The sequence below is a fragment of the Streptomyces sp. NPDC005438 genome (assembly GCF_040606315.1).
Lineage (GTDB): Bacteria > Actinomycetota > Actinomycetes > Streptomycetales > Streptomycetaceae > Streptomyces.
Map to the genome: position 1 here is coordinate 148,984 of NZ_JBEXEP010000001.1, position 24,073 is coordinate 173,056.

Here is a 24,073-nt window from a genome sequence, read left to right on the forward strand (position 1 = left end):
GGGTTGCCCTCCGGCCTCGGGGTGACCTCGCGTGGGTGAGTGCCTGGCCTGGTGCGGGAGTCGGGGAGTTGGGTTCGCCGCTGGGGGCGCGGTGGCGTTCCGCCCGGCCTGGTGCGGGCCTCCCTGGGAGAAGGGGGCTGGGCCTGCTGGTGGGGGCGCGGTGGGGTTGCCCACCCTTGCCTCGGGGTGACCTCGCGTGGCGGGCGACCGTGCCCGGGCTGGTGCGGGCCTCCCTGGGAGAAGGGGGTTGGGTTCGCTGCTGGGGGCGCGGTGGCGTTCCGCCCGGCCTGGTGCGGGGGTCGGGGGTTGGAGGTTGGGTTCGCTGTGGGAAGGCGCCGGGCTCGGTTCGGAGCCGTGTGGGGGCAGCCCCGGCGCGCGACTACTCCTCGAAGCGGTAGCCCATGCCCGCCTCGGTGATCAGGTGCCGGGGGTGGGAGGGGTCGGCCTCCAGCTTGCGTCGTAGCTGGGCCATGTAGACCCGCAGGTAGTGGGTCTCGGTCCCGTAGGCCGGGCCCCACACCTCGCCCAGCAACTGCCGCTGGGGCACCAGCCGTCCGGCGTTGCGCACCAGGACCTCCAGCACGTGCCACTCGGTGGGGGTGAGCCGTACGTCCGCGCCGTCCCGCCGTACCTTCCGGGCCGCCAGGTCGATGGTGAACGCCTCGGTGCGGACCACCGCGCTGCCTCCGGGTTCCACCGGGGCGGCCCGACGTACGGCGGCACGGAGCCGGGCCAGCAGCTCGTCCATGCCGAAGGGCTTGGTGACGTAGTCGTCCGCCCCGGCGTCCAGGGCGTCCACCTTCTCGTCGGAGGTGTGGCGGGCGGACAGTACGAGGATCGGCATCCGGGTCCAGCCCCGCAGCCCCCGGATCACGTCCAGCCCGTCCATGTCGGGCAGCCCCAGGTCGAGGATCACCACGTCGGGGTGGCGCTCGGCGGCGAGCCGTAGCGCGGTCGCCCCGTCCTGGGCGGCCTCCAGCCGGTACCCCCGGGCCCGCAGGTTGATCGCCAGGGCACGCACCAGTTGGGGTTCGTCGTCCACCACCAGGACGCGCGGCGCCGGCTTCGGCCCTCCCGCTGCTGGTCCGCTCACGTGGGTCATCCTCCGACGGTGAGGTGCTGGGCGGTGCGGTCGTCCGCGAGAGTCGTCCGCGTGAGTCACCGTACGACCGAAGTGGTGCCGTGGCGTGCCGGGGAGCCGTTTCCTCACGGGACGTTGACGCCGTACGGGGGTGCGGGGGCGCCGCCCGGCCCGTCGCCGCCGGGGGCGGGTCACGTCTCGGCCATGGTGGGGTCACGAACCGGGGGGTGGGCGTCAACACCGCGTCAAGAGCGGGCCGGCCGGTGTTAGGGGCCCGTCAAGGGCCGTCGCGTCCGGTGGCGGGCGGGGTTCTCCTCGGAAGGTCCGTACCCGTCGAACCCAAGGAGCCCACGATGGCCGACCTGGTCTTCGTGCTCGTCACGGTCGCGGCCTTCGCGCTGGTGGCCCTGGTCGCCAGGGGGGTGCGTCGGCTGTGAGCGCGGTATCCGTCGAGAACGTCCTCGGCCTGGTGGTCGCCCTCGCCCTGGCGGTCTACCTGCTGCTCGCCCTCGTCCGGCCCGACACCCTCTGAAGGACGCGCGATGAGTCCCGCACTCGCCACCGCCGCCCAACTCCTGGCCCTCCTCGGGGCGTTGGCCGTGGCCCACCGTCCGCTCGGCGACCATCTGGCCGCCGTCTACACCTCCCCCCGGCACCTGCGCGTCGAACGCTGGATCTACCGGGCGGTGGGCGTCGACCCCGACGCGGAGACCCGCTGGACCGGCTACCTCCGTGCCCTGCTGGTGTTCTCCCTGACCAGCGTGCTCGCCCTGTACGCCCTGGCGCGGCTCCAGGACCGGCTGCCGCTGTCCGAGGGCGCACCGCCCCTCAGCCCGGACCAGGCGTTCAACACCGCCGTCTCCTTCGTGTCGAACACCAACTGGCAGTCCTACGCCGGGGAGTCGGCGATGGGGCGGCTCACCCAGACCGCCGGCCTGACGGTGCAGAACTTCCTGTCCGCCGCCGTCGGGATGGGCGTGGCGGTGGCCCTGGTACGCGGCTTCGCCCGCTCCCGTACCGGCACTCTCGGCAACTTCTGGGTGGACCTGGTGCGCGGCACCGTACGGGTGCTGCTGCCGCTCTCGGCGGTGGCCGCCCTGCTGCTGGTCGCGGCCGGCGCCCTCCAGAGCCTGGGCCCGGTACAGCACCTCACCACCCTCACCGGGGACACCCAGTCCCTCACCCCGGGGGCGGTCGCCTCCCAGGAGGCGATCAAGAACCTGGGCACCAACGGCGGCGGCTACTTCAACGCCAACTCCGCCCACCCCTTCGAGAACCCCGACGGGCTGTCCAACCTGTTGGAGATCTTCCTGATGCTGCTGATCCCCTGCTCCCTGCCCCGCGCCTTCGGGCTGATGGTCGGCTCGGTACGCCAGGGGTACGCCATCCTCGCCGCGATGGGCGTGATCTGGCTGGCCGGCGTGGTGCTGGTGACCTGGATCGAGTACGCCCACCCGGGCACCGCCGCGCAGGCCGCCGGCGGGGCGATGGAGGGCAAGGAACAGCGGTTCGGGCCCGGCGCCTCCTCCCTGTTCGCGGTCACCGGCACCATGACCTCCACCGGTTCGGTCAACGCCTCCCTGGACTCCTTCGGCGCGCTGTCCGGCGGGGTGCTGCTGCTGGGGATGATGCTCGGCGAGGTCGCCCCCGGCGGGGTCGGGGGCGGGCTGTACGGGATGCTGATCCTCGCCGTGCTCGCGGTGTTCGTGGCCGGACTGATGGTCGGCCGCACCCCCGAGTACCTCGGCAAGCGGATCGGCACCCGGGAGATCACCCTCGCCGCCCTGTACGCCCTCGTCACCCCCGCCCTCACCCTGGGCGGCACCGCGCTGGCCGTCGCCCTGCCGTACGGGCGGGAGGCGAGGGGCAACACCGGCGCCCACGGGTTCACCGAGGTCCTCTACGCCTACACCTCCACCTCCCACAACAACGGCTCCGCCTTCGCCGGGCTGGCCGCCGACACCCCGTTCCTCAACACCACCCTCGGGCTGTGCATGGTCCTCGGCCGCTTCCTGCCGATCGTGCTGGTCCTCGCCCTGGCCGGCGCCCTGGCCGGACAGCGCCCGCACGCCACCACCGCGGGCACCCTGCGTACCGACCGGCCCCTGTTCACCGGCCTGTTGACGGGCACCACCCTGATCCTGTCCGGGCTGACCTTCTTCCCCGCCCTCGCGCTGGGCCCCCTCGCCGAAGGACTGGCGTCATGACGTTCCCCACCCGCACGCCGACCCGCACCCCGACCCGGCCCAGCGCCACCCCACCCGACCCCCGGCCCACCGGAGGCGGCATCACCGCCCGGCAGTTGGTCCAGGCCCTGCCGGAAGCGGTCCGCAAGCTGCACCCCGCGACCATGGTCCGGCAGCCGGTGATGTTCGTGGTGCTGGTCGGCTCGGTCGTCACCACCCTGTCCGCCCTCCGCCACCCCACCGACGTGTTCGCCTGGTCGGTGGTGCTGTGGCTGTGGCTCACCACCCTGTTCGCCAACCTCGCCGAGGCGGTGGCCGAGGGCCGGGGCCGGGCACAGGCGGCCACCCTGCGCCGGGCCCGTACCGACACCGTCGCCCGGCGACTGCGCCCCGGTGGTGCCGGCGGTTCCAGCGGTGCCGGGGACCGTACCGAGGAACGGGTGCCCAGCACCGACCTGGCCGTAGGCGACCTGGTCGTCTGCGAGGCCGGCGACCCCGTACCCGGCGACGGCGACGTGGTCGAGGGCGTCGCCTCCGTCGACGAGTCCGCCGTCACCGGCGAGTCCGCCCCCGTCATCCGGGAGTCCGGCGGCGACCGCAGCGCCGTCACCGGAGGCACCCGGGTGCTCTCCGACCGGATCGTGGTGCGGATCACCTCCCGGCCGGGCGAGACCTTCATCGACCGGATGATCGCCCTGGTCGAGGGGGCGTCCCGGCAGAAGACGCCCAACGAGATCGCCCTCAACACCCTGTTGGCCGCGCTGACCCTGGTCCTGCTCCTCGCGGTGGTGACCCTCAAGCCCTTCGCCGACCTCGCCGGGGCCGGTGCCCAGACCCCGCTGGTGGTCCTGGCCGCCCTGCTGGTCTGTCTGATCCCCACCACCATCGGGGCGTTGCTGTCCGCCATCGGCATCGCCGGCATGGACCGGCTGGTCCAGCGGAACGTCCTGGCCCGGTCGGGCCGCGCCGTGGAGGCCGCGGGCGACGTGTCCACCCTGCTGCTGGACAAGACCGGCACCATCACCTTCGGCAACCGCCAGGCCGCCGCCTTCCTCCCGGTCCCCGGGGTGGACGCGGCCGAGGTCGCCGACGCCGCCCAACTCGCCTCCCTCGCCGACGAGACCCCCGAGGGCCGCTCGGTGGTGGTACTGGCCAAGGAGCGGTACGGGCTGCGGGAACGTGCCGAGACCGCCCGGGCCACCTGGGTGCCGTTCACCGCCCAGACCCGGATGAGCGGGGTGGACCTCGAAGGGCGGCGGGTCCGCAAGGGCGCCACCTCGGCGGTGGCCCGCTGGGTGCGGGACGCGGGCGGCACCGTACCGGAGGCCGTGGAGGCGATGGCCGTCGAGGTGTCCGAGGCCGGCGGCACCCCCCTGTCGGTGGCGGTACGGGACGCCGACGGGGCGCGGGTGCTGGGGCTGGTGCACCTCAAGGACGTGGTCAAGGACGGGATGCGGGAGCGGTTCGCCGAACTGCGGGGGATGGGCATCTCCACGGTGATGATCACCGGGGACAACCCCCGTACCGCCCGGGCCATCGCCGAGGAGGCGGGCGTGGACGACTTCCTGGCCGAGGCCACCCCGGAGGACAAGATGGCGCTGATCCGCCGCGAGCAGGCCGGCGGCCGGCTGGTGGCGATGACCGGGGACGGCACCAACGACGCCCCCGCGCTGGCCCAGGCGGACGTCGGCGTGGCGATGAACACCGGCACCTCCGCCGCCAAGGAGGCCGGCAACATGGTCGACCTGGACTCCGACCCCACCAAGCTCATCGAGATCGTGGAGATCGGCAAGCAGCTCCTCATCACCCGGGGCGCCCTGACGACCTTCTCCCTCGCCAACGACGTGGCCAAGTACTTCGCGATCATCCCGGCGATGTTCTCGGTCGCCCACCCGGGCCTGGACCAGCTCAACGTGATGCGGCTGGCCTCCCCCGACTCGGCGATCCTCTCCGCGGTGATCTTCAACGCGCTGGTGATCGTGGCGCTGGTGCCCCTCGCCCTCCGGGGAGTGCCCTACCGCCCGGCCGGCGCCGACCGGATGCTGCGCCGCAACCTCACGGTGTACGGACTGGGCGGACTGGTCGCCCCGTTCCTCGGCATCAAACTCGTCGACCTGCTCGTCAGCCACCTCCCCGGAATCGGATGACCCCCATGAACAGCTCCACGAGGAACACCGCGCGCACCGCCTGGGCCGCCCTGCGCATGGTGCTGGTGATGACCCTGGCGACCGGCGTCCTCTACCCGCTGGCGGTGACCGGCCTCGCCCAGGGCCTGTGGCCCCACCAGGCCAACGGTTCGCCGGTACGGGCCGAGGGGCGCCAGGTCGGCTCCGAACTGGTCGGACAACGCTGGAACCTCCCGGGCACCGACCGGCCCGACCCCCGCTGGTTCCAGCCCCGCCCCTCCCACGGCGACCACGACCCCGAGGCCACCGGGTCCAGCCAGCTCGGCCCCTCCGACCCCACCCTGACCCGACGGGTGGAGCGGACCCGCCGGGCGGTCGCCGCCTTCAACCAGGTACCCGCCTCGACGGTGCCCCCGGACGCGGTCACCGGCTCCTCCTCGGGGATCGACCCACACATCTCCCCCGCGTACGCCCGCCTCCAGGTCGACCGGGTCGCCCGACACCAGCACCTGCCCCGGGAGCGGGTGGCCCGGCTGGTCGCCGACCACACCGAGGGCCGCACCGCCGGCTTCCTGGGGCAGCCGCACGTCAACGTGCTGCGGCTGAACCTCGCCGTACGCGCGGCCACCAGCGGCTGAACCCCGCCCCCGGGCGACGCAGACTGGTGCCACGCCCGGCACCACCCCGGCCCACACCAGCACCACGAGCGGAGACCGGTACCGACATGGGACGTGGCACGCTACGGATCTACCTCGGCGCGGCACCCGGGGTGGGCAAGACCTACGCCATGCTGGACGAGGCCCACCGCCGGGTGGACCGGGGCACCGACTGCGTGGTGGCCCTGGTCGAACACCACGACCGCGCCCGCACCCAGGCGATGCTGCGCGGACTGGAACAGGTACCGCGTCGGACGGTCACCCACCGGGGCGTGACCCTGACCGAGATGGACGTGGACGCCGTACTGGCCCGCCGGCCCACCGTCGCCCTGGTCGACGAACTGGCCCACACCAACGCCCCCGGCTCCCGGAACGCCAAGCGCTGGCAGGACGTGGAGGAACTCCTCCACGCCGGCGTCCACGTGGTGTCCACGGTCAACATCCAGCACCTGGAGTCCCTCGGCGACCTGGTGGAGTCCATCACCGGCGTCCGCCAGCGGGAGACCGTGCCGGACGAGGTGGTGCGCCGGGCCGACCAGGTCGAACTGGTCGACATGTCCCCGCAGGCCCTGCGCCGCCGCATGGCCCACGGCAACGTCTACCCCCCGGAGAAGGTCGACGCCGCCCTGTCCAACTACTTCCGCCCCGGCAACCTCACCGCCCTGCGCGAACTGGCCCTGCTGTGGGTGGCCGACCGGGTGGACGAGTACCTCACCCGCTACCGCGAGGACCACCGGGTCTCCCGCATCTGGGGCTCCCGGGAACGCATCGTGGTCGGCCTCACCGGCGGCCCCGAGGGCAGCACCCTCATCCGACGGGCCGCCCGGCTCGCGGAGAAGGGCGCCGGCGGGGAGGTGCTGGCCGTCCACATCAGCCGCAGCGACGGCCTCACCTCGGCCTCCCCCGGCGAACTGGCCGTCCAGCGGGCCCTGGTGGAGGACCTGGGCGGCACCTTCCACCACGTCGTCGGCGACGACGTACCCGCCGACCTGCTGGAGTTCGCCCGAGGGGTGAACGCCACCCAGATCGTGCTGGGCGCCAGCCGCCGCCGCGCCTGGCAGTACGTGTTCGGCCCCGGGGTGAGCGCCACCGTGGCCAGGGAGTCCGGCCCCGACCTGGACGTGCACATCGTCACCCACGACGCGGTCGGCCGGGGCCGGGGCCTGCCCGTGGCACGCGGCGCCCGGCTCGGCCGCGCCCGGGTGACCGCCGGCTGGCTGGTCGGGGTCGCCGGCCCCCTGGTGCTGACCGTGGTGTTCTCCCGGCTGCGGGACGGCCCGGGGCTGGCCAACGAGATGCTGCTGTTCCTCGGACTGACCGTGGGGGCGGCGCTGTTGGGCGGACTGTGGCCGGCGCTGGCCTCGGCCGCCATGGGCTCGCTGTCGCTCAACTGGTACTCCAGCCCACCGGTACGCGCCTGGACCATCTCCGACCCCCGCAACATCATGGCCGTCGCCGTGTTCTTCGCCGTCGCGGTCTCGGTGGCCTCCGTCGTCGGGCACGCCGCGCGCCGTACCCAGCAGGCGGCCCGGCTCCGCGCCGAGTCCGAGACGCTGTCCCTGCTGGCCGTCAGCGTCCTCCAGGGCGAGACCACCCTGACCGCCCTGCTGGAACGGGTACGGGAGACCTTCGGCATGGACTCGGTGGCCCTGCTGGAGCGGGAGGACGACGTCAGCCCCTGGGTGTGCGCCGGCAGCGTGGGGAGCGGACCGGTGGCGGAACGCCCCGAACAGGCCGACGCGGACATGCCGTTGGGGGAACACCTGGCGCTCGCCCTCACCGGGCGGGTCCTGCCGGCCGAGGACAGCAGACTGCTGCGCGCCTTCGCCGCCCAGGCCGCCGTGGTACTGGACCGCCAGCGGCTGGTGGACCGGGCCGAGGAGGGGCACCGGCTGGCCGAGGGCAACCGCATCCGTACCGCCCTGCTGGCCGCCGTCAGCCACGACCTACGGACCCCGCTGGCCGCGATCAAGGCGGCGGTGACCTCGCTGCGGTCGGAGGACGTGGCCTGGTCCGAGGAGGACCGCGCCGAACTGCTCGCCTCCATCGAGGGCGGGGCCGACCGGCTGGAGCACCTGGTGGGGAACCTGCTGGACATGTCGCGGCTGCACACCGGCACGGTGAGCCCCCTGCTACGGGAGACCGACCTCGACGAGGTCGTGCCGATGGCCCTGGTGGGCGTCCCGGAGGACAGCGTGACCCTGGACGTACCGGAGAGCCTGCCCATGGTCGAGGTCGACCGGGGGCTGCTGGAACGGGCGGTCGCCAACGTGGTGGAGAACGCCGTCAAGTACGGCCCGCCCGGGGTGCCGGTGGCCGTCTCCGCCAGCGCCCACGGGGACCGGGTCGAACTGCGGGTCACCGACCGTGGCCCGGGCATCCCCGACGAGGCCAAGGAGACGGTGTTCGAGCCGTTCCAGCGGTACGGGGACACCCCGCGCGGCGCCGGTGTGGGCCTGGGCCTGGCCGTGGCCCGGGGCTTCGTGGAGGCGATGGACGGCACCCTCACCGCCGAGGACACCCCCGGCGGAGGGCTCACCATGGTGATCGCCCTCCCGAGGGCCGGCCGTCACCGCACCCCCTCCGGTACGGCCACCAGCACCCCGACGACACCCGACCACTGACCCCACCCGGGCCTCCGGGCGCCCGGAACTCCCGGACTCCCGGACCTGTCGGGGGAGGGGGCACCCCCTCGTGGCGTGACGGTGTGTGGGGCAACTCGGCGTGTTGGGGCGGGGGTTGGGGTGCGGTCCCCACGGGGGTGGGGGTGCCGGGGGAGGTCGGCTCCGGGGCGGGCAGGCCCGTGGGCGCGTGACCGTGCCCCGGGGGCAGACGGCCGTAGTGGGGCGGCTGGCGAGCTGCTCGGGGCAACTCGGCGTGGTGGGGCAGGGGTTGGTGCTGGTGGTGCCCCTCCGGGGGGGCTGGTCAGGGGGGCTCCCCGGAGGGGCGGGATGGGGGGGCGGCCCCCCGGGGGTGCGCGAGGGGCGGGGTCAGTGGGCGTTCTCGCAGGAGCCGGGGTAGGGGAGGCGGGGGAGTTGCTCCTCCCACACGGTCCGGTTCAGCAGCCCCCGGGTGCGGGCGCAGACCCGGTGTTCGGCGCCGTCCACGTCCAGGGACCACAGCCGGGTGGTCAGGTCGTAACCGGCGCTGGCCAGGGTGGTGCCGTCGGGGCTGAAGGAGACCGTGGTGACGGTGCTCGTGTGCCCGGTCAGCGGCTGGCCCCAGGTCCTGGGGTGCCGGCGGTCGTGCACGTCCCAGAGCCGTACCGTGCGGTCTCCGCTGGCGGTGGCCAGCCGGTCGCCGTCGGGGCTGAAGACCACCGCGTCGATCTTCCCCGCGTGGCCGTTCAGCGGCTTGCCCAGACGTCGGGCGCGGTCGGGACGGGCCACGTCCCAGAGCCGTAGTGCCCGGTCCTCGCCGCCGCTGGCCAGGGTGCGCCCGTCCGGGCTGAACGCCACGCTGAACACCCGCTCCTGGTGTCCCGTCAGCCTGCGCAGCGGTCGGGGCGCGGCGTGGTCGCGCAGCCCCCACAGCCGTACCGTGCTGTGTTCGTGGGCGGTGGCCAGGGTGCGCCCGTCCGGGGCGAAGGCCAACTGGTGGATTGTGCCGTCCCGTTGAGCGGACAGGGTGCCGGCCGGCCGGGGCTGTTTCCTCCCGCGCAGCTGCCACAGCCGTACGGTGCGGTCGGCTCCGCCGCTGGCCAGGGTGCGGCCGTCGGGGGCGAAGGCGACGGTGAGCACCGGCTCGCGGTGGGCCTTGAGGGGCTTGCCCAGTGGTGCGGGGTGGGCCGGGTCGTCCAGGTCCCACAGCCGTACGGTGTCGTCCTCGCCGCCACTGGCCAGGGTCTTCCCGTCCGGGGCGAACGCCACCGAGGTGACCCGGTCGTCGTGCGCCTCCAACCGCCGCAGGAGCCGGGGGCGGTCAGGGTGCCGGACGTTCCACAGCCGTATCGCGCCGTCGTCGGTGCTGGCGGTGGCCAGCAGTCGGCCGTCGGGGCTGTGGGCGAGGGAGGTCAGCGGGTTGGTGAAGTCGGTCATCACCCCGTGCGGGCGGTGCCACAGCATCAGGTCGCCGGAGTAGCCGGCGCTGGTGAGGGTGTGGGGGTCGCCGGGGCGGAAGCCCACCGACCACACGCCGCCCTGGTGACCGGTCATCGGGTCGCCCAGGGGTTGTGGGTAGTCGGGGTTGACGACGTTCCAGAGCCGTACGGTGTTGTCCTCGCCGCCGCTGAGCAGGCTTTTCCCGTCCGGGCTGAACTCCACCGACCACACCGGTGCCTCGTGCTCCTGGGGTTCCGCCCGCTGGCGGGCCCGCTTCGGGTCGTGGACGTCCCACAGCCGTACCGTCGCGTCGAAGCCGCCGGTGGCCACCGAGTCGCCGTCGGGCGAGAAGGCGACCGACCACACCGGGGCGTGGTGCGCGGTCCTGCCGTCGCCCAACTCCCGTACGCGGCCCGGCCGTGACACGTCCCACAGGCGCAGTGCCTCGTCCCTCCCGCCACTGGCCAGCAGGTCGCCGTCCGGGGAGAAGGTCACCGCCTGCACTCCACCCTGGTGGGCCTTCAGGGGCTTGCCCAGCGGCTCGGGGTGGGCCGGGTCGTCCAGGTCCCACAGTCGCAGAGCGCCGTCCTCGGCACCGGTGACCAGGACGTCGCCCTTCGGGGAGAAGGCCAGGGTGGTCGGCGCCGCGTCGCGGGTCCGCAGCGGACCACCCAGCGGCCGGGGGGAGCGCGGGCGGGAGGTGTCCCACAGCCGTACGGTCCTGTCGTGCAGCGCGGCTGCCAGCAGCCGGCCGCCCCGGCCGAACCGCACGTCCTCCACCCGGTCCGGCAGCCGTCCCGGGGGTGAGCCCAACGGGCGGGCGCGCAGCGGGTCGGAGGTGTCCCAGAGCCGTACCTTCCGGTCGTGGCCGCCGCTGGCGAGGGTCTTCCCGTCCGGGCTGAACGAGGTCGACGACACCACCCCGTGGTGACCGGACAGCGGAGTGGACAGGGTCGCACCGGCGTCGCTCAACAGCCGGGTCTCCAGATCCGCGGGCGAGTCCATACCTCGCGCGGCCACGTCCAGCCGGGCCGCCAGCGAACGGCGGCTGTCCCGCAGCCCGTCCGCCTTGGTGACCATCTGCTGGAACATCGCCGTGTTCCGTTCGGACTGGGCCGTCTCCCGCTGCTGAACGGCCACCACCGCCGCCACCGAGGCGATCAGGCACAGCGCCGCCAGCACCGCTGTGACGGTCCTCCGCCACCGCACCTTGCGCTGGTACTGGTGCCGGGAGGCGCGAAGGAACTCCCGCTCGGACGGGGTGAGTTCACGCTCCGAGATCTCCTCGGGGAACGCCTCCCGCGCGCTGGCCAGCCGGCTGCCCCGGTACAGCGCGCCCGGGTCCTGATCGAGCGTCTCCCAGTCCCGGGCCGCCTGGGTCAGCTGGCGGTGCAGCCGCAGCCGGTCCCGCTCGGAGTCGATCCAGCCCCGCAGCCGGGGCCAGGCCGTGATCAGGGCCTCGTGCGCCAGGTCCACCACCCCGTCGTCCAGGGTCAGCAGCCGGGCCTCCACCAGCCGGTCCACCACGGTGGTCGTCTGGCCTGGTCCGCCCCGGTCCAGTTCCGCCCCCAGTTCGGCGCGGTCGGTGGGACGGCGGGTGTCCGGGGTGCCGTCGCCGGGGGCGACCAGGCGCAGCAGGACCCGTCGGGCCTGCTCGGCCTCCTCCGGGGAGAAGCCGGCGTACACCTTCTCCGCGGTCTTGGCGATGGCGCCGTGCAGTCCACCGGTCGCGTCGTAGGCGGTCTCGGTCAGCATGTGGCCCCGACGGTGGCGCCAGGTCTCCAGCATCGCGTGGGACATCAGCGGCAGTGCCCCCGGTTCGTCCTCCACCTCCCGGATGACGCGCTGGGTCAGCGAGCGCTGCACCTGGAACCCCCGGGCGATGGCGGGTTGGACGACGGCCCGCTGGAGTTCCTCCCGGTTCATCGGCCCGGTCAGCAGGGTGGCCCGCTGGAGCACCTCGGTCAGCCCGGCGTGCTGGGCGCACTGGCCCAGGAAGTCCGCCCGTACGGCGATGACCACGCGCAGCCGGCTGTCGGGCTGCCCGGCGGAGAGCAGCGCCTCGATGAAGTCGGCGCGTTCGCCGGGGTCCTGGCAGAGGGTGAACAACTCCTCGAACTGGTCGACCAGCACGTAGGTGGGCCCCGGTGCCTCGTCCGGCACCAGCCGCTCCCGCCGGGCCATGGGGTGCGCCCCGGGGGTGAGGATGCGGACACGGGCGGGACGCGGCCCCTCTCCGTTCCCCTCGCGGAGCCGGGGGATCAGTCCGGCGCGCAGCAGGGAGGACTTGCCGCTGCCGGAGGGGCCGAACACGGCGGTGAACGGGAACCGCCGGGTCAGCTCGTGAAGCTGGTCGACCAGCTGCTCGCGGCCGAAGAACAGGTCGCTGTCCTTCGGTTCGAAGCGGGAGAGCCCCAGGTAGGGGGGCGGTATCTGATCCCCTTCCTCCCGGGGCCGCCTGTCGAGGGCTTCCTTGGTCCGCCGCCAGTACCCCTCCCATCGCGCCAGGTCGCCGTCGCAGGCCAGCACGAAGCCCGTGGCGACCCGGAGGGAGGGGAAGACCTCGCCCTTGGCCGCCTGGTGGAGAGCGCCCACGGACACTCCCGAGCGTTTCGACATCGCGCGGAACGTGGGCGAACCGGCCCGCTCCCGCAGGGCGCGCAGCGCGGCGGCGAACTCCTCCACGGGGTGGGGGCCGACCGGCCCCTCTTCGGCTGTCATGGTGTCCGTCTCCGTCGGCGGGCATGGGGTGCCGGGACAAGCTAGGAGCCCGTGGCCACGCTCCGCAACCGTGAATGTGCGGGGAGCGCGTGGGGTTCTGGTGGACGCGGGGCGTGGTGCGGGGGGCGGCCGGTGACTGTTCCCTCCCGCTCTCTTCCGCGAGCCCGGGGCGTGTTGGGTGCGCCGGGGGCGCGGGCGCTGTGCTGGTGGAGCGCGGAACGGCTCGGCGGGACGGGGGCGTGGCTCGGCGGTGGGGCGCCGCTCTCCTGGGCGGTGCCGCGCTGCTCCGCGTACCGGAGCGCGGTGTTCTCCGTGGCGTTCTCCGCGGCGTTCCTGTTCACCGTGCCGTCGGGGGGCTGCTGAACAGGGTCGCGACCCTGTTACATCGGTGCCCGAGGCCGAGGCGACCGGGTCACGGGGCGGACGGTGAACCACACGGGGGTGGGTTCCGACACGTCCCGCCCACCCGGTCGCCCGGACTCGACCCCACATCCCCGTATCACTGGAAGGGAACGTCCCATGAAACGATCGCGCGTCCGGCTGTCCCTGTGCGGCGCCGCCGCCGGGCTCATGGCGTTGACCGCCGCGCTCACCGGGAACGTGTCCGCCTCCGCCTCGGCGGACCCCAAGGCCCCCGACTCCGCCGCCGAGCGCTACGGGTGGGGAGACGCGGTGCCGGAGGGCTCCGACGAGTTCGACTACGGCTCCGAGGAGGAGCCGGCCGTACCCGACCAGGAGAAGTGGAACCTGGCCGGGGGCGGCGAGAACCAGTGCGGCGAGGGCCACGACGGCAACGGCCAGCGCTGTGACAAGAACAGCCGGGTGGTGGGCGGCAAGCTCCAGCAGACCGGCGAGAACAACGGTGACACCGGCTGGCTGGGCTCCAAGTTCGGCCAGCAGTACGGCCGTTGGGAGGTGCGGGCCCGCTCCGAGGCCACCAGCGAGGGCAGCGACCGGCAGTACCACCCGCTGCTGATCCTGTGGCCCGACTCGGACCGCTGGCCCCAGGACGGGGAGTACGACTACCTGGAGAACATGGCCCCGGGTGAGGACTGCGCCGGCGGCTACCTCCACTACCCGCACAGCCCGGACGCGGACACCCAGCAGGAGTACGTCGAGAAGTGCGGCGTCGACCTCACCAAGTGGCACAACTTCGCCATCGAGTGGACCCCCGACCACCTCAAGGGCTTCATCGACGGTGAGGAGTGGTTCAGCCTCTCCGGCGGGGAGAACGACGTGCGCGACTGCATCCAGTGCGCGCCCTCCATGCACCAGACCATCCAGCTGGACAACTTCTTCGGTGACAACCTCCAGTCCGCCCTCTACGAGGTCGACTGGGCGCGGGTCTACAGCATCGACGGGGTGAGCCAGCCGGCCGGCAGGAGCTGACCGGAGGGGGAGGCCCGAGGGGGGCCGACCGGGGCCGGGTCGGACAGAGGTGTCCTGTCCTCCAGGGCAGTGCCACGATGTCCACCCGGCCCCCGTTCCACGCGGTCCGGCCCGGGTGCGCACCCCGACGGTGCCCCCGGTGCCGGCCGGCGTGCGGACGGGCGGCGGCCCACCACCACGGGGAGGAGCACCCTTGACCCTCGACGTCCACGCCCTACGCGCCCACTTCCCGGCCCTGGCCAGCGGGGTCGCCCACTTCGACGGACCCGGCGGCACCCAGACCCCGGCCGTGGTGGGGCAGGCCATCGCCGAGACCCTCACCGGGCCGCTGTCCAACCGGGGCGACCGCACCGTCTCCGAGCGGAACGCCGACGAGTCCGTCACCGCCTTCCGCAGCGCCTACGCCGACCTGCTGGGCGTACCCCCCGAGGGGATCGTCTTCGGACGCAGCGCCACCCAGCTCACCTACGACTTCTCCCACCACCTGTCCCGCGACTGGGGCCCGGGCGACGAGGTGGTGGTGACCCGACTCGACCACGACGCCAACGTCCGCCCCTGGACACAGGCCGCCGAACGCGCGGGGGCCACCGTCCGCTGGATCGAACTGGACCCCGCCACCGGGGAGTTGGCGCTGGACGACCTGGAGTCGCTGTTCGGCGAGCGCACCCGGGTGGTCGCCCTGACCGCCGCGTCCAACCTGCTGGGCACCCGCCCGCCGGTGCGACGGATCGCCGACCTGGCCCACCGGGCGGGTGCCCTGGTGTACGTGGACGCCGTGCACCACGCGGCCCACTCCACCGTGGACACCCGGGCGCTGGGCGCGGACTTCCTGGTCTGCTCGCCGTACAAGTTCCTGGGCCCGCACTGCGCGGTGCTCGCCGCCGACCCCGCGCTGCTGGAGACCGTACGGGCGGACAAGCTGGCCCCGGCCACCGACGTGGTGCCCGAGCGCTTCGAGTACGGCACCCTGCCGTACGAGGTGCTGGCCGGCGCCACGGCCGCCGTGGACTTCCTGGCCTCCCTCGCCCCGGACCGTACCGGTGCGCGCCGGGACCGGCTGGTCGCCGCGTACCAGGTGATCGAGGAACACGAACTGGCCCTGCGGCAGCGGCTGGAGGACGGGCTGGCCGCCCTCGGCCCCCGGGTGACCGTCCACTCCCGGGCCCCGGAGCGCACCCCGACGGTCTTCGTCACCTTCCCCGGTCACCGCAGCCAGGACGTGAGCCGGCACCTGGTCACCCGGGACGTCCACGCCCCGGCCGGTTCCTTCTACGCCCACGAGGCCTTCGCCGCCCTCGACCTGGAGGACGAGGGCGGGCTGCGGGCCGGGCTGGCCCCGTACACCACGGCCGAGGAGGTCGACCGTCTGCTGGCCGCCCTCGGGGAGTACCTGGGGGGCTGACCCCCCCCGCCGGGGTACCGGGGGCCGGGAGCGTGTCCGCTCCCGGCCCCCTGGTGTGTGCGCCCCCGACGCGCGCCCGTGGGAGGGGGCGTGCGCCGGGTGGGCGTTCCGCGCGGGTTCGGTGACCTTGTGCCGTTGGTAGCCGTAAGTGAGGAAACCGCTACTGACGGAGGCTCAGATGCGAAGCCGAAGACCCGTCCTCCTCACCCTCGGCGCCCTGCTCCTCGCCACCCTCCCCCTCCAGACGGGGCACGCGGCGTCCCCCGCCGGAAGCCCCGACGGTGGCGTCTCCACCCGGACCGTCGCCCCCCGCCTCGCCATCGACGACGACTTCCCCGACCCCGAGGTCCTCCAGGACGGCGACACCCACCACGCCTACTCCACCAGCTCCCGCCACGGGCGGGTGCCGTACGCCACCGCCTCCTCCCCGGACGGCGACTGGACCGTGCGGGGTGACGCGTTGCCCGACGCTCCCGCCTGGACCGGTTCCGGCGGGTTCTGGGCGCCGGACGTCTCCCGCCGTTCGGACGGCCGGTACCTGATGTACTTCACCGGGCCGCACGCCGCCTCCGGCCGGATGTGCCTGGGCGCCGCCCTCGCCGACAGCCCGGCCGGCCCCTTCACCCCCACCTCGGACACCCCCCTGGTGTGCGACCCGGGCGAGGGCGGCGACATCGACCCCGCCTCCTTCGTGGACGCCGACGGCACCCGCTACCTGCTGTACAAGAACGACGGCAACGCGGTCGGCAGTCCCACCGTCCTGTGGCTGCAACGCACCGAGGCGGACGGCACCACCCTGGTCGGGGACCGCACCGAACTGCTGCGGAACGACCTGCCCTCGGAGGACGGGGTGATCGAGGCGCCGGTGCTGGTCAGGAGGGACTCGCGGTATGTGCTGTTCTACTCCGCCGGCATCTACACCACCGACAACTACCAGACGAGCTACGCCACTTCGGCCTCGCTCACCGGCCCCTACACCCGCGCCTACCGGCCCCTGCTGACCACCGCCAGCCTGGACGGCGCGGTACGCGGACCCGGGGGCGCCGACATCGGCGACGGCCACGTCTACTTCCACGGAACGCGGGACGCCGGAGGTCGCGGCATGTACGTCGGGGACCTCGGCTGGACCCACGACCTCCCGGTGGTACGGGGCAGCCGGGTCCGGGTCGAGGCGGAGAGCGGCAAGCTCACCCACGCCACCGTGCGGGAGACCGACACCGCCTCCCAGGGCAAGGTGGTGGCCGGCATCGACGACGCCGACAGCTCGGTGGAACTGACCGTGTTCGCGGCCAGCGCCGGCAACCACACCCTGCGGGTGTCCTACGCCGCCGGATACGGCGACGCCCAACACCGGCTGACGGTCAACGGCGAGGACGCCGGCCTGGTGGACTACCCCGACCGGGGCTGGGAGAACTGGACCCAGGTCGCGGTGGACGTCGACCTCAGAGCCGGGGACAACACGGTGCGCCTCACCCACCACAGCCGCTGGGCCGAACTGGACCACGTCGAGGTCTCCTGACCGGGCGGCCCCACACGGGAAAGCACACCGGAACAGGGAAAAGGGCGGTTCCCCCGGATCACGGGGGAACCGCCCTCGCCGCCCTCGGTCCGGTTCCAGCGGCCCGGACCGGAAGGGGTGGAGTTACCAGAGCTCGGAGAAGACGACCGTGGTCTCCTGCTTGGTCAGCACCGGGGCGAAGAAGGCCCCGTTGAAGGACTTGTTGTTGTCGCTGAGGACCTCGTGCTCGATCTCGTACGAGTTCTTCGGCGGGTGGGTCATCTCGGTGGCCTGCGCGGTGGCCGCGCCCAGACCGGTCACGGCGACGGCGGCGAAGGTGGCCAGCAGGGTACGAGCGGTGAACGACATGAAGCTGCCTTTCCTCGGTTGCTCCGGGGCGCCTGGTGGTGCGCCGACGTGACCTTGGCACCGTCAGCCCGTCCGGCACGCGGGAACACGGGCATATGTCGGCGAAGTGGCTCGATCGCGTGACCCGGTGTCCCCTGGACGGCCCAGTGGACCCGTGACACGGGGCCCACGCCCCAACCGCGCGGGCCACACCGGCGATTGACGAGCGGAGCCCCGGCACCGACCCGCCGCCAGCGCCGGTACCCGCCCTCCCCTCCGGGGGCCGGCCGTGGTGTGGCCCCGCCTGGACCACCCCGTGGTGCGGCTGTCGGCGGTTCCGACCCTGAAGGGGGAGGCGGGGGCGGAGGCGGTGCGATGGGGTTCGCCCCGGAGCTGGAGGGGGTGGGGTGGGTCCCGGGTGGGGCCTCGACCGGTGTGGTGAGGGACGACCGGGTGGGCGGGTGGACCGGGCGGGGGCAACTGGCTTGGTGGGTGGGGGAGTTGGTTCAGGGGGTCTGGGTTGCGGTTCTTGGTGGGGGCGGCTGGTGGTGTCGTCCGGGGGTGTACCGCTCTGGTGGGGGACGACCGGGTGGGCCGGTCACCGGGCGGGGGCAACTGGCTTGGGGAGTGGGGGGGTTGGTCGGGACGTTGGTGGGGCCCTTGGCGGGGGTGTGCCTGTCCCCGGGGTGCGGCCGACTGACGGGTCCGCTGTGGACGTTGCCCCCCGGGGGCGTAGGAGAGCTGGGCCGGGACCGGGGCGTACGTGGTGGCCGCGCACGCCCCCGCGCGCTGTCACGCCACGGCCGCTCCCGGGCGGCGCCCGCGCGCAGTGACCCCGTCAGCCGCTCGTTCGTTTGCGGGACATCAGCGGCTCGCGCGGACAGGGAAGGTCATCTGCGATGGTCAAGCTACTGGGCCGGTCACGCACCGGACCTCGTTCCTCCCGCGCGGAAGCCGGCGCGGTGGCGCTGTGGCAGCAGCGGTACGCCCGGCTCGTCCGCCTCGCCTACCTCGTCCAACCACCCGGCCGTGGCCGCCACCACCGGGTGCTGGCCGCCCACCGCACGGTGCGGCGGGCGCTGCCCGGGGCGCGGGACACCGGCCGGAGGGTCCCCGCCCAGCGCGGGGGCGCCCCCACCACCGACCCGCACGGACTGCGGGACCGGGTGCTGAAGGTGGCGCTGGCCGAACGGGGGCGGGCGCGGCACGGACTGGCCCGGCTCACCGACGTACTCCGGGGGCCCGTCCCCGTGGTGCGGGGCGTACGGATGGCCACCGCGACCGGGGGCGCCGACGAACTCGCCCTGGAACGGGCGCGGGCCCGACTGTCCGCCCCGGAACGGGCCGCCCTCGCCCTGCTCGGCGCGGAGTCGTACACCCCACGGCAGGCGAGGGAGTCGCTGCGGCGGGTCGGGGTGGCCGACGCCGAGTCGGCGGTACGCCGGGCCGAGGAGGTGCTGCACTCGGTGCCGGGCGCGGCACGGGTACTGCGCGAGTCCGGGGAGTACGACGCCGGCACGGTACTGCTGCGGCCCTCCGACCCGGCCTCCGGCCGTCCCCGCCTGGTGCTGGCCCTGCTGGCCTGCGCGGCCGTGGCGGTCACCCTCGCCGCGTTGCTGGTCCCCGGCGACGACCCGGGCGCTCGACGTACCGCCGCGTCCGGGGCCGCCGCGCTCAACCCGGACCGCCTGGTGCGCGCCCCCGCCTCGGCCTGGGCGGACAGCTCCCGGGTGGACTTCACCGTCTGGCCGGCACGCGGTGAACGGCGCGACGACCGGCGGCTGTTGGCCCGCGCCCTGCGCACCTGGGCCGACCGCCCGGACGACACCAGGGTCACCGTCAGCCCCGGCACCCCGGACCACGGGCCGGCCACCCCGCCGCAGCTGCTGTACGCGGGGGAGGTGGAGGACACCGTGGTGGTGCTGTTCCACGACGGCCAGCGCACCGTGCGCTACGTGGAGACGGCGCGCGGAGCCCGCCGGGTCAGCCTGGACATCGCCCGCGTCGACGGCGCCGACGTGACGACCGCCGCCGCCCTGGTGGTGCGCCGTACCGGGAACCGCACGCGCTACCTCACCGCGCCCTGGATCGCCGAGGCCGGCGTCCGGGACCTGCTGCGGCCGGACACCCCCGCACGGGACCTCGACCGTTCCCGGCAGGGGATCACCGCCCCGGTGCCCAGCCCACCGGGGGCCGGGGACTGCTCCTCCTGGCTGGTGCTCCAACTGCGTTCCTCCACCCGGATCGTCGAGGACCACTCGTTCCTGCTCACCGACCTGGGCGAACTCTCCCCGGTCCACCTCACCCACACCCCGCCGCCCGGAGAGGACCACCCCGCGCGCCAGCCCCGGGAGGCCACCTCCGGCCCGGCGCTGGAGAGTTGGGCCCACTCGGCCTGTTCGCTGGGCGCCCTGCGGGGCGAGGGGACCCGGGCCGTCAACCACTGGGTGTTCGCCCGGCAGAAGCTGCCCAAGGGAGCCGGCCGGGCGGACTGGGTGTGCGACCGCGCCGACACCTGGCGGGGGCGCGGCGAGGTCACCCTGCGGTTCCGGCCCCCGTCCACCGACGCCACGGAGCCGGGCCGGACGGTGGACCGACGTCGGGGCTCGGCGCTGTGTGGGCGGTTCGGCCAGCACGTACTGGCGGCGGCGGAGTGGCGGGCGCCGTCGGGGGGCCGCTACCTGCTGGCCGCCGGCAGCCGGGCGGTGCGTGAGGTGACCGCCGGCGCCCCGGTGCGGGCCGACTCCGACGGGCCGACCCTGGCCGAGCGCACCGACGACGCCGCGAAGGCCCGGGTCACCGCACGGGTACGGGGCGGCGGCACCCTGACCGCCCGGGTCGCCGCCCGCTGAGGCGCCCCGGGCCGGGGCCCCGCCGAAGTGGGCCGCACCCCTGGTGGGGGTACCGGTGGGCGCAGCGGGAGAGAGTCGGCCGGGCCGCGCGTAGGGTGGCCGTATGGCGACGGAAACCGACCGTACGGCGCCGAGATGCCTGGTCACCGGGGCGACCGGTTACCTGGGCGGGCGCCTGGTCCCCGAGCTGCTGGACGCCGGCTACCGGGTGCGCTGTCTGGCGCGGTCCCCGGAGAAGCTGCGGGACCACCCCTGGGCGGGCCGGGTCGAGGTGGTCCGGGGCGACGTCACCGACGGGGAGTCGGTACGGGACGCCATGGAGGGCGTGGACGTCGCCTACTACCTGGTCCACGCGCTGGGCAGCGGGCGGGACTTCGAGGCCACCGACCGGGCCGCCGCCCGGACCTTCGGGGACGCCTGCCGGGCGGCCGGGGTACGACGGCTGGTCTACCTGGGCGGGCTGACCCCCGCCGGCGTACCGGACCGGGAACTGTCACCCCACCTGCGGTCCCGGGCCGAGGTCGGGCGCATCCTGCTGGACTCCGGGGTGCCCACCGCCGTACTGCGGGCCGCCGTGATCATCGGCTCCGGCTCCGCCTCCTTCGAGATGCTGCGCTACCTCACCGAGCGGCTGCCGGCGATGGTCACCCCGCGCTGGGTGAGCACCCGTATCCAGCCCATCGCGGTACGCGACGTGCTGCGCTACCTGGTCGCCGCCGCCGACCTGCCCGAGGACGTCAGCCGCACCTTCGACATCGGCGGGCCCGAGGTGGTCACCTACCGGGAGATGATGCGGCGCTACGCGGCCGTCGCCGGGCTGCCCCGCCGGCTGGTGGTGCCGGTACCGCTGCTGACCCCGGGACTGTCCAGCCACTGGGTCGGGCTGGTCACCCCCGTACCCCGGTCCATCGCCCGGCCGCTGACCGAGTCGCTGCGCCACGAGGTGGTGTGCCGCGAGCACGACATCGCGGAGTACGCCCCGGACGGCCCCGACCAGCCGCTGGACTTCGACACCTCGCTGCGGCTGGCCCTGCGCCGGGTCAAGGAGGCCAAGGTCGCCACCCGTTGGTCGTCCGCCTCGGTGCCCGGCGCCCCCAGCGACCCGCTGCCCACCGACCCCGACTGGTCCGGCGGCAGCCTCTACACCGACGAGCGGCACCTGACGGTGAACGCCCCCTCGGACGAGGTGTGGACGGTCATCGAGGGCATCGGCGGGGACAACGGCTGGTACTCCTTCCCCCTGGCCTGGTCGGTACGGGGCTGGCTGGACCGGCTCGTCGGCGGGGTCGGGCTGCGGCGCGGACGACGGGACGCCCACCGGCTGCGGGTGGGGGAGTCGCTGGACTTCTGGCGGGTGGAGGAGATCCTCCCCGGCCAACTGCTGCGGCTGCGCGCCGAGATGAGGCTGCCCGGGCTGGCCTGGCTGGAGCTGCGGGTGGAACGGGACGCCGAGGGCCACACCCGGTACGAGCAGCGCGCGCTGTTCCACCCCCACGGGCTGCTGGGCCACGCCTACTGGTGGTCGGTGGTCCCCTTCCACGCGGTGGTCTTCGGAGGCATGGCCCGCAACATCACCCGGGCCGCCGAGCACGCCAGCGTGGCCCCCGCCCTCCGCTGACCCGGGGGGGCGCGCGCACCCGGTGCGGGTGCGTACGGCGGACCGGGGCCCGGAACCGGTGGTGCCCCGGTCAGGTGAGGCCGTCCTCGCGCACCCGGTGGATGAGGTCGGTCTTGGTGTAGGTCGGGCGGCCGGCCTGGCGGTACTTGGCCTTCACCCGGTCCAGGTAGTCCTTCGCGGTGTTGGGGCTGATGCCCACCCGACGGGCGGTGGCCTTGAGGGTCAGCCCCGAGGCGTAGTCCAGCAGCACCTGGAGCTCCTTGGGCGCCAGGGACGGGCGGTTCGGGCTGTCGTCCCGGGCCAGGGCGAAGGCCAGTTCCCGGGAGGGGAGGGTGCCGCCCTCGGTGATCTCCCGTACGGCGGTGACCACGGCCGGCAGGTCGTGGTCCTTGGTGAGGTAGCCGTCGGCGCCGGCCCGCATCCCGGCGACGATCCGGCTCCGGTCGGGAAAGGCGCTGATCAGCAGCACCCGGCTGCCGGAGGCGCGTAACGCGGCGACGTTGGAGGCGGGTGTGGAGTCGTCCCGCAGCACCATGTCCAACAGCACCACCTGGGGCGGGCGGTCCAGCGCGGCGAGCAGCTCCGGCACCGTGGACCCGGTGGCGACCAGATCGATCTCGGGGACCTCCGCCAGCCAGGAGCGCAGCCCGCCCAGCAGCATCCGGTCGTCGTCCACCACCGCGATACGGATCACGCCGGCCACCTCAACTCCACCCGGGTGCCCTCCCCGAGGGCACTGTCCACCTCGGTGCGACCACCGATCTCGTGCACCCGGGCCCTTATGGAGTGCCGCAGCCCCATGCCGGCGGTGACGGCCCCGGGGTCGAAGCCCCCGCCCTGGTCGACGACGGTGACCTCGATCCCCTCGCCGGCCCCGCTGGCGGTGACGTAGGCGTGCCCGCTGCCGGAGTGCCGCCGTACGTTGTGCAGCGCCTCGGTGACCGCCTCGGCCAGGGCGGGCACCACGGAGGTGGGGACCCGGGGGAGCCGGTGGTACCGGGCGGTGACCTTCAGGCCGAGGCACTCCGAGGAGCGCACCGCCGCCTCCAGGGCCTCGAAGATCGCGGTGCCCCCGCCCTCGCCGCCCTCGTCGGGCTCGCCGTCGTCGTCAAGGCCCCGCTCCACCAGCCGCCGCAGGTAGGCCGCCTCCCGGGCGCACCGTTCCCGCATCTGCGGGGTGTTGGCGTCCACCTTGCCGGAGGCGATGGCGGTGAGGGTGGCCAGCGCGGTGTCGTGCAGGCTGCGGAAGTGGCTGATCCGCTCCGCGTAGCGGGCCCGTCGGGCCTCCGCCGCCACGGCCCGCCGCCCGGCCTCGTCCAGCTGGGCGCCCTGGCGGCACAGGTAGCGCCAGAACACGGCGGCCAACACGGCGGAGAACAACAGCGAGTTGAGGTGTCCGCCCAGCACCGTGGTGGCGGCGTCGACCAGCCCGTACCCCACGACATGAGTGACCCCCACCAGCAGTACGGCGACCACGGCGGGGGTCCGGTCGAGAGCGATCGTGGCGACCGAACAACAGGAGCCGCCCAGGACCATCACCCAGGCCAGGGACGCCGACTCCTGGGCGCCGCCCCACAGGTACGCCACGAACGGCAGGGTGGCGCCGGTCACCAGGACGTCCACCCACACCGTCCAGCGCGTGAACCAGCCCCGGCGCGGGGCGCCGCCGTAGACCAGGGCGGTGCAGCCGCCCGCGACCGCCAGCACCGCCCACTGCACCGGCTCGCCGCGCTGGTGTTGGAGCACCGCCGACAGGCCCACCACCAGGTGGCTCACGCGGTACAGCAGGGTGGCCAGCAGCATGAACCGCTGTGCGCGCTGGCTGCCGGTGCCCAACGGCTCCATCTGGCTCCCCCGACGGGCGCAAGCCCCCAGAAGTGGGGGGTACTGCGCCCCCTGGCGCCCCTCTAGGCTCCACCGTGAACAAGGTCACACCGTGGGGTACGAGAAGGCGTTCTCAACGTCAACTTCAGCTGATGAAAGTCTAGTTGAGATCGCGTGTGTTTCCCGTGGTCGGGACGCACCTCCGCGCCCCGCTCCCCGTTCCACCCGGTCGTTTCGCCCGCCCGTCACGGCGTACGCCCGGTTTCGGCACCACCGTTTTTGCGAACCGTCCGCTCCCTCCGGTACGTCGGGCGGCGCGGTCCGCATACCAC

General features: G+C 74.1%; 16 protein-coding genes. 11 read left to right on the forward strand and 5 right to left on the reverse strand.

Annotated elements, in window-relative coordinates; genetic code table 11:
- Positions 1-379: 379 nt before the first annotated feature.
- Positions 380-1,102: a response regulator gene (locus ABZT14_RS00635; protein ID WP_356294783.1), complete on the reverse strand. Its 723-nt coding sequence runs from the start codon at positions 1,100-1,102 to the stop codon at positions 380-382.
- 275 nt (positions 1,103-1,377) lie between these two features.
- Between ABZT14_RS00635 and ABZT14_RS00640 the strand changes: the two genes are divergently transcribed.
- The 6 genes from ABZT14_RS00640 (at position 1,378) to ABZT14_RS00665 (ending at position 8,673) form a co-directional block, all read left to right on the forward strand.
- On the forward strand, positions 1,378-1,518 hold the full coding sequence (locus ABZT14_RS00640) for a hypothetical protein (RefSeq protein WP_356294786.1): 141 nt from the start codon (positions 1,378-1,380) through the stop codon (positions 1,516-1,518).
- The gene (gene kdpF, locus ABZT14_RS00645; RefSeq protein ID WP_356294789.1) at positions 1,515-1,613 is read left to right on the forward strand and encodes a K(+)-transporting ATPase subunit F; all 99 of its coding nucleotides are present in this window, start codon (positions 1,515-1,517) and stop codon (positions 1,611-1,613) included. The genes ABZT14_RS00640 and kdpF overlap by 4 nt, the downstream gene beginning before the upstream one ends.
- Positions 1,614-1,623: 10 nt before the next feature.
- The gene (kdpA, locus tag ABZT14_RS00650; protein ID WP_356294792.1) at positions 1,624-3,288 is read left to right on the forward strand and encodes a potassium-transporting ATPase subunit KdpA; all 1,665 of its coding nucleotides are present in this window, start codon (positions 1,624-1,626) and stop codon (positions 3,286-3,288) included.
- Positions 3,285-5,414 carry a potassium-transporting ATPase subunit KdpB gene (gene kdpB / locus ABZT14_RS00655; protein WP_356294795.1) on the forward strand — a complete coding sequence of 710 codons (2,130 nt, stop codon included), beginning with the start codon at positions 3,285-3,287 and terminating at the stop codon, positions 5,412-5,414. Before kdpA ends, kdpB begins: the two co-directional genes overlap by 4 nt.
- Before the next feature lie 5 nt (positions 5,415-5,419).
- Positions 5,420-6,031: a potassium-transporting ATPase subunit KdpC gene (kdpC, locus tag ABZT14_RS00660; protein WP_356294798.1), complete on the forward strand. Its 612-nt coding sequence runs from the start codon at positions 5,420-5,422 to the stop codon at positions 6,029-6,031.
- A gap of 86 nt (positions 6,032-6,117) precedes the next feature.
- Positions 6,118-8,673 (forward strand): sensor histidine kinase KdpD, encoded by a 2,556-nt coding sequence (locus ABZT14_RS00665; protein WP_356294801.1) that lies wholly within the window; start codon positions 6,118-6,120, stop codon positions 8,671-8,673.
- A 366-nt stretch (positions 8,674-9,039) separates the two neighbouring features.
- Here the strand turns inward: ABZT14_RS00665 and ABZT14_RS00670 are convergent, their stop codons facing one another.
- Entirely contained in the window at positions 9,040-12,810 is a 3,771-nt protein-coding gene (locus ABZT14_RS00670; protein ID WP_356294804.1) for a WD40 repeat domain-containing protein, read from the reverse strand.
- A 519-nt stretch (positions 12,811-13,329) separates the two neighbouring features.
- Here ABZT14_RS00670 and ABZT14_RS00675 point away from each other — a divergent pair.
- The 3 genes from ABZT14_RS00675 (at position 13,330) to ABZT14_RS00685 (ending at position 17,120) form a co-directional block, all read left to right on the forward strand.
- Complete coding sequence (locus ABZT14_RS00675; RefSeq protein WP_356294807.1) at positions 13,330-14,199, forward strand: glycoside hydrolase family 16 protein; 870 nt, start codon at positions 13,330-13,332, stop codon at positions 14,197-14,199.
- Between the two features lie 193 nt (positions 14,200-14,392).
- Complete coding sequence (locus tag ABZT14_RS00680; protein ID WP_356294809.1) at positions 14,393-15,601, forward strand: cysteine desulfurase-like protein; 1,209 nt, start codon at positions 14,393-14,395, stop codon at positions 15,599-15,601.
- A 178-nt stretch (positions 15,602-15,779) separates the two neighbouring features.
- A complete protein-coding gene (locus tag ABZT14_RS00685; RefSeq protein ID WP_356294812.1) occupies positions 15,780-17,120 on the forward strand; it encodes a family 43 glycosylhydrolase in 1,341 nt (446 codons plus the stop codon).
- A gap of 123 nt (positions 17,121-17,243) precedes the next feature.
- Here ABZT14_RS00685 and ABZT14_RS00690 read toward each other — a convergent pair whose 3' ends face one another.
- Entirely contained in the window at positions 17,244-17,468 is a 225-nt protein-coding gene (locus tag ABZT14_RS00690) for a hypothetical protein (RefSeq protein WP_356294815.1), read from the reverse strand.
- A gap of 878 nt (positions 17,469-18,346) precedes the next feature.
- Here ABZT14_RS00690 and ABZT14_RS00695 point away from each other — a divergent pair.
- Together ABZT14_RS00695 and ABZT14_RS00700 are read left to right on the forward strand one after the other, a co-directional pair.
- Positions 18,347-20,299 (forward strand): hypothetical protein, encoded by a 1,953-nt coding sequence (locus ABZT14_RS00695; protein ID WP_356294818.1) that lies wholly within the window; start codon positions 18,347-18,349, stop codon positions 20,297-20,299.
- Between the two features lie 103 nt (positions 20,300-20,402).
- Positions 20,403-21,917 (forward strand): SDR family oxidoreductase, encoded by a 1,515-nt coding sequence (locus ABZT14_RS00700; RefSeq protein ID WP_356294820.1) that lies wholly within the window; start codon positions 20,403-20,405, stop codon positions 21,915-21,917.
- Positions 21,918-21,987: 70 nt separating this feature from the next.
- On the opposite strand, the gene ABZT14_RS00705 is transcribed toward ABZT14_RS00700, so the two are convergent.
- Positions 21,988-22,611: a response regulator transcription factor gene (locus ABZT14_RS00705; RefSeq protein ID WP_356294823.1), complete on the reverse strand. Its 624-nt coding sequence runs from the start codon at positions 22,609-22,611 to the stop codon at positions 21,988-21,990.
- Positions 22,608-23,762, reverse strand: a complete 1,155-nt coding sequence (locus tag ABZT14_RS00710) for an ATP-binding protein (protein WP_356294824.1) — start codon at positions 23,760-23,762, stop codon at positions 22,608-22,610. The genes ABZT14_RS00705 and ABZT14_RS00710 overlap by 4 nt, the downstream gene beginning before the upstream one ends.
- Positions 23,763-24,073 lie beyond the last annotated feature (311 nt).

Bases quoted from the DNA above. Each gene is read 5' to 3' on its own strand.
- ABZT14_RS00675 (WP_356294807.1), top strand. From the start codon at position 13,330: ATGAAACGATCGCGCGTCCGGCTGTCCCTGTGCGGCGCCGCCGCCGGG.
- ABZT14_RS00710 (WP_356294824.1), bottom strand. From the start codon at position 23,762: ATGGAGCCGTTGGGCACCGGCAGCCAGCGCGCACAGCGGTTCATGCTG.
- kdpC (WP_356294798.1), top strand. From the start codon at position 5,420: ATGAACAGCTCCACGAGGAACACCGCGCGCACCGCCTGGGCCGCCCTG.
- ABZT14_RS00690 (WP_356294815.1), bottom strand. From the start codon at position 17,468: ATGTCGTTCACCGCTCGTACCCTGCTGGCCACCTTCGCCGCCGTCGCC.
- ABZT14_RS00665 (WP_356294801.1), top strand. From the start codon at position 6,118: ATGGGACGTGGCACGCTACGGATCTACCTCGGCGCGGCACCCGGGGTG.
- ABZT14_RS00685 (WP_356294812.1), top strand. From the start codon at position 15,780: ATGCGAAGCCGAAGACCCGTCCTCCTCACCCTCGGCGCCCTGCTCCTC.
- ABZT14_RS00635 (WP_356294783.1), bottom strand. From the start codon at position 1,102: ATGACCCACGTGAGCGGACCAGCAGCGGGAGGGCCGAAGCCGGCGCCG.
- kdpB (WP_356294795.1), top strand. From the start codon at position 3,285: ATGACGTTCCCCACCCGCACGCCGACCCGCACCCCGACCCGGCCCAGC.
- ABZT14_RS00695 (WP_356294818.1), top strand. From the start codon at position 18,347: ATGGTCAAGCTACTGGGCCGGTCACGCACCGGACCTCGTTCCTCCCGC.
- kdpA (WP_356294792.1), top strand. From the start codon at position 1,624: ATGAGTCCCGCACTCGCCACCGCCGCCCAACTCCTGGCCCTCCTCGGG.
- ABZT14_RS00670 (WP_356294804.1), bottom strand. From the start codon at position 12,810: ATGACAGCCGAAGAGGGGCCGGTCGGCCCCCACCCCGTGGAGGAGTTC.
- ABZT14_RS00700 (WP_356294820.1), top strand. From the start codon at position 20,403: ATGGCGACGGAAACCGACCGTACGGCGCCGAGATGCCTGGTCACCGGG.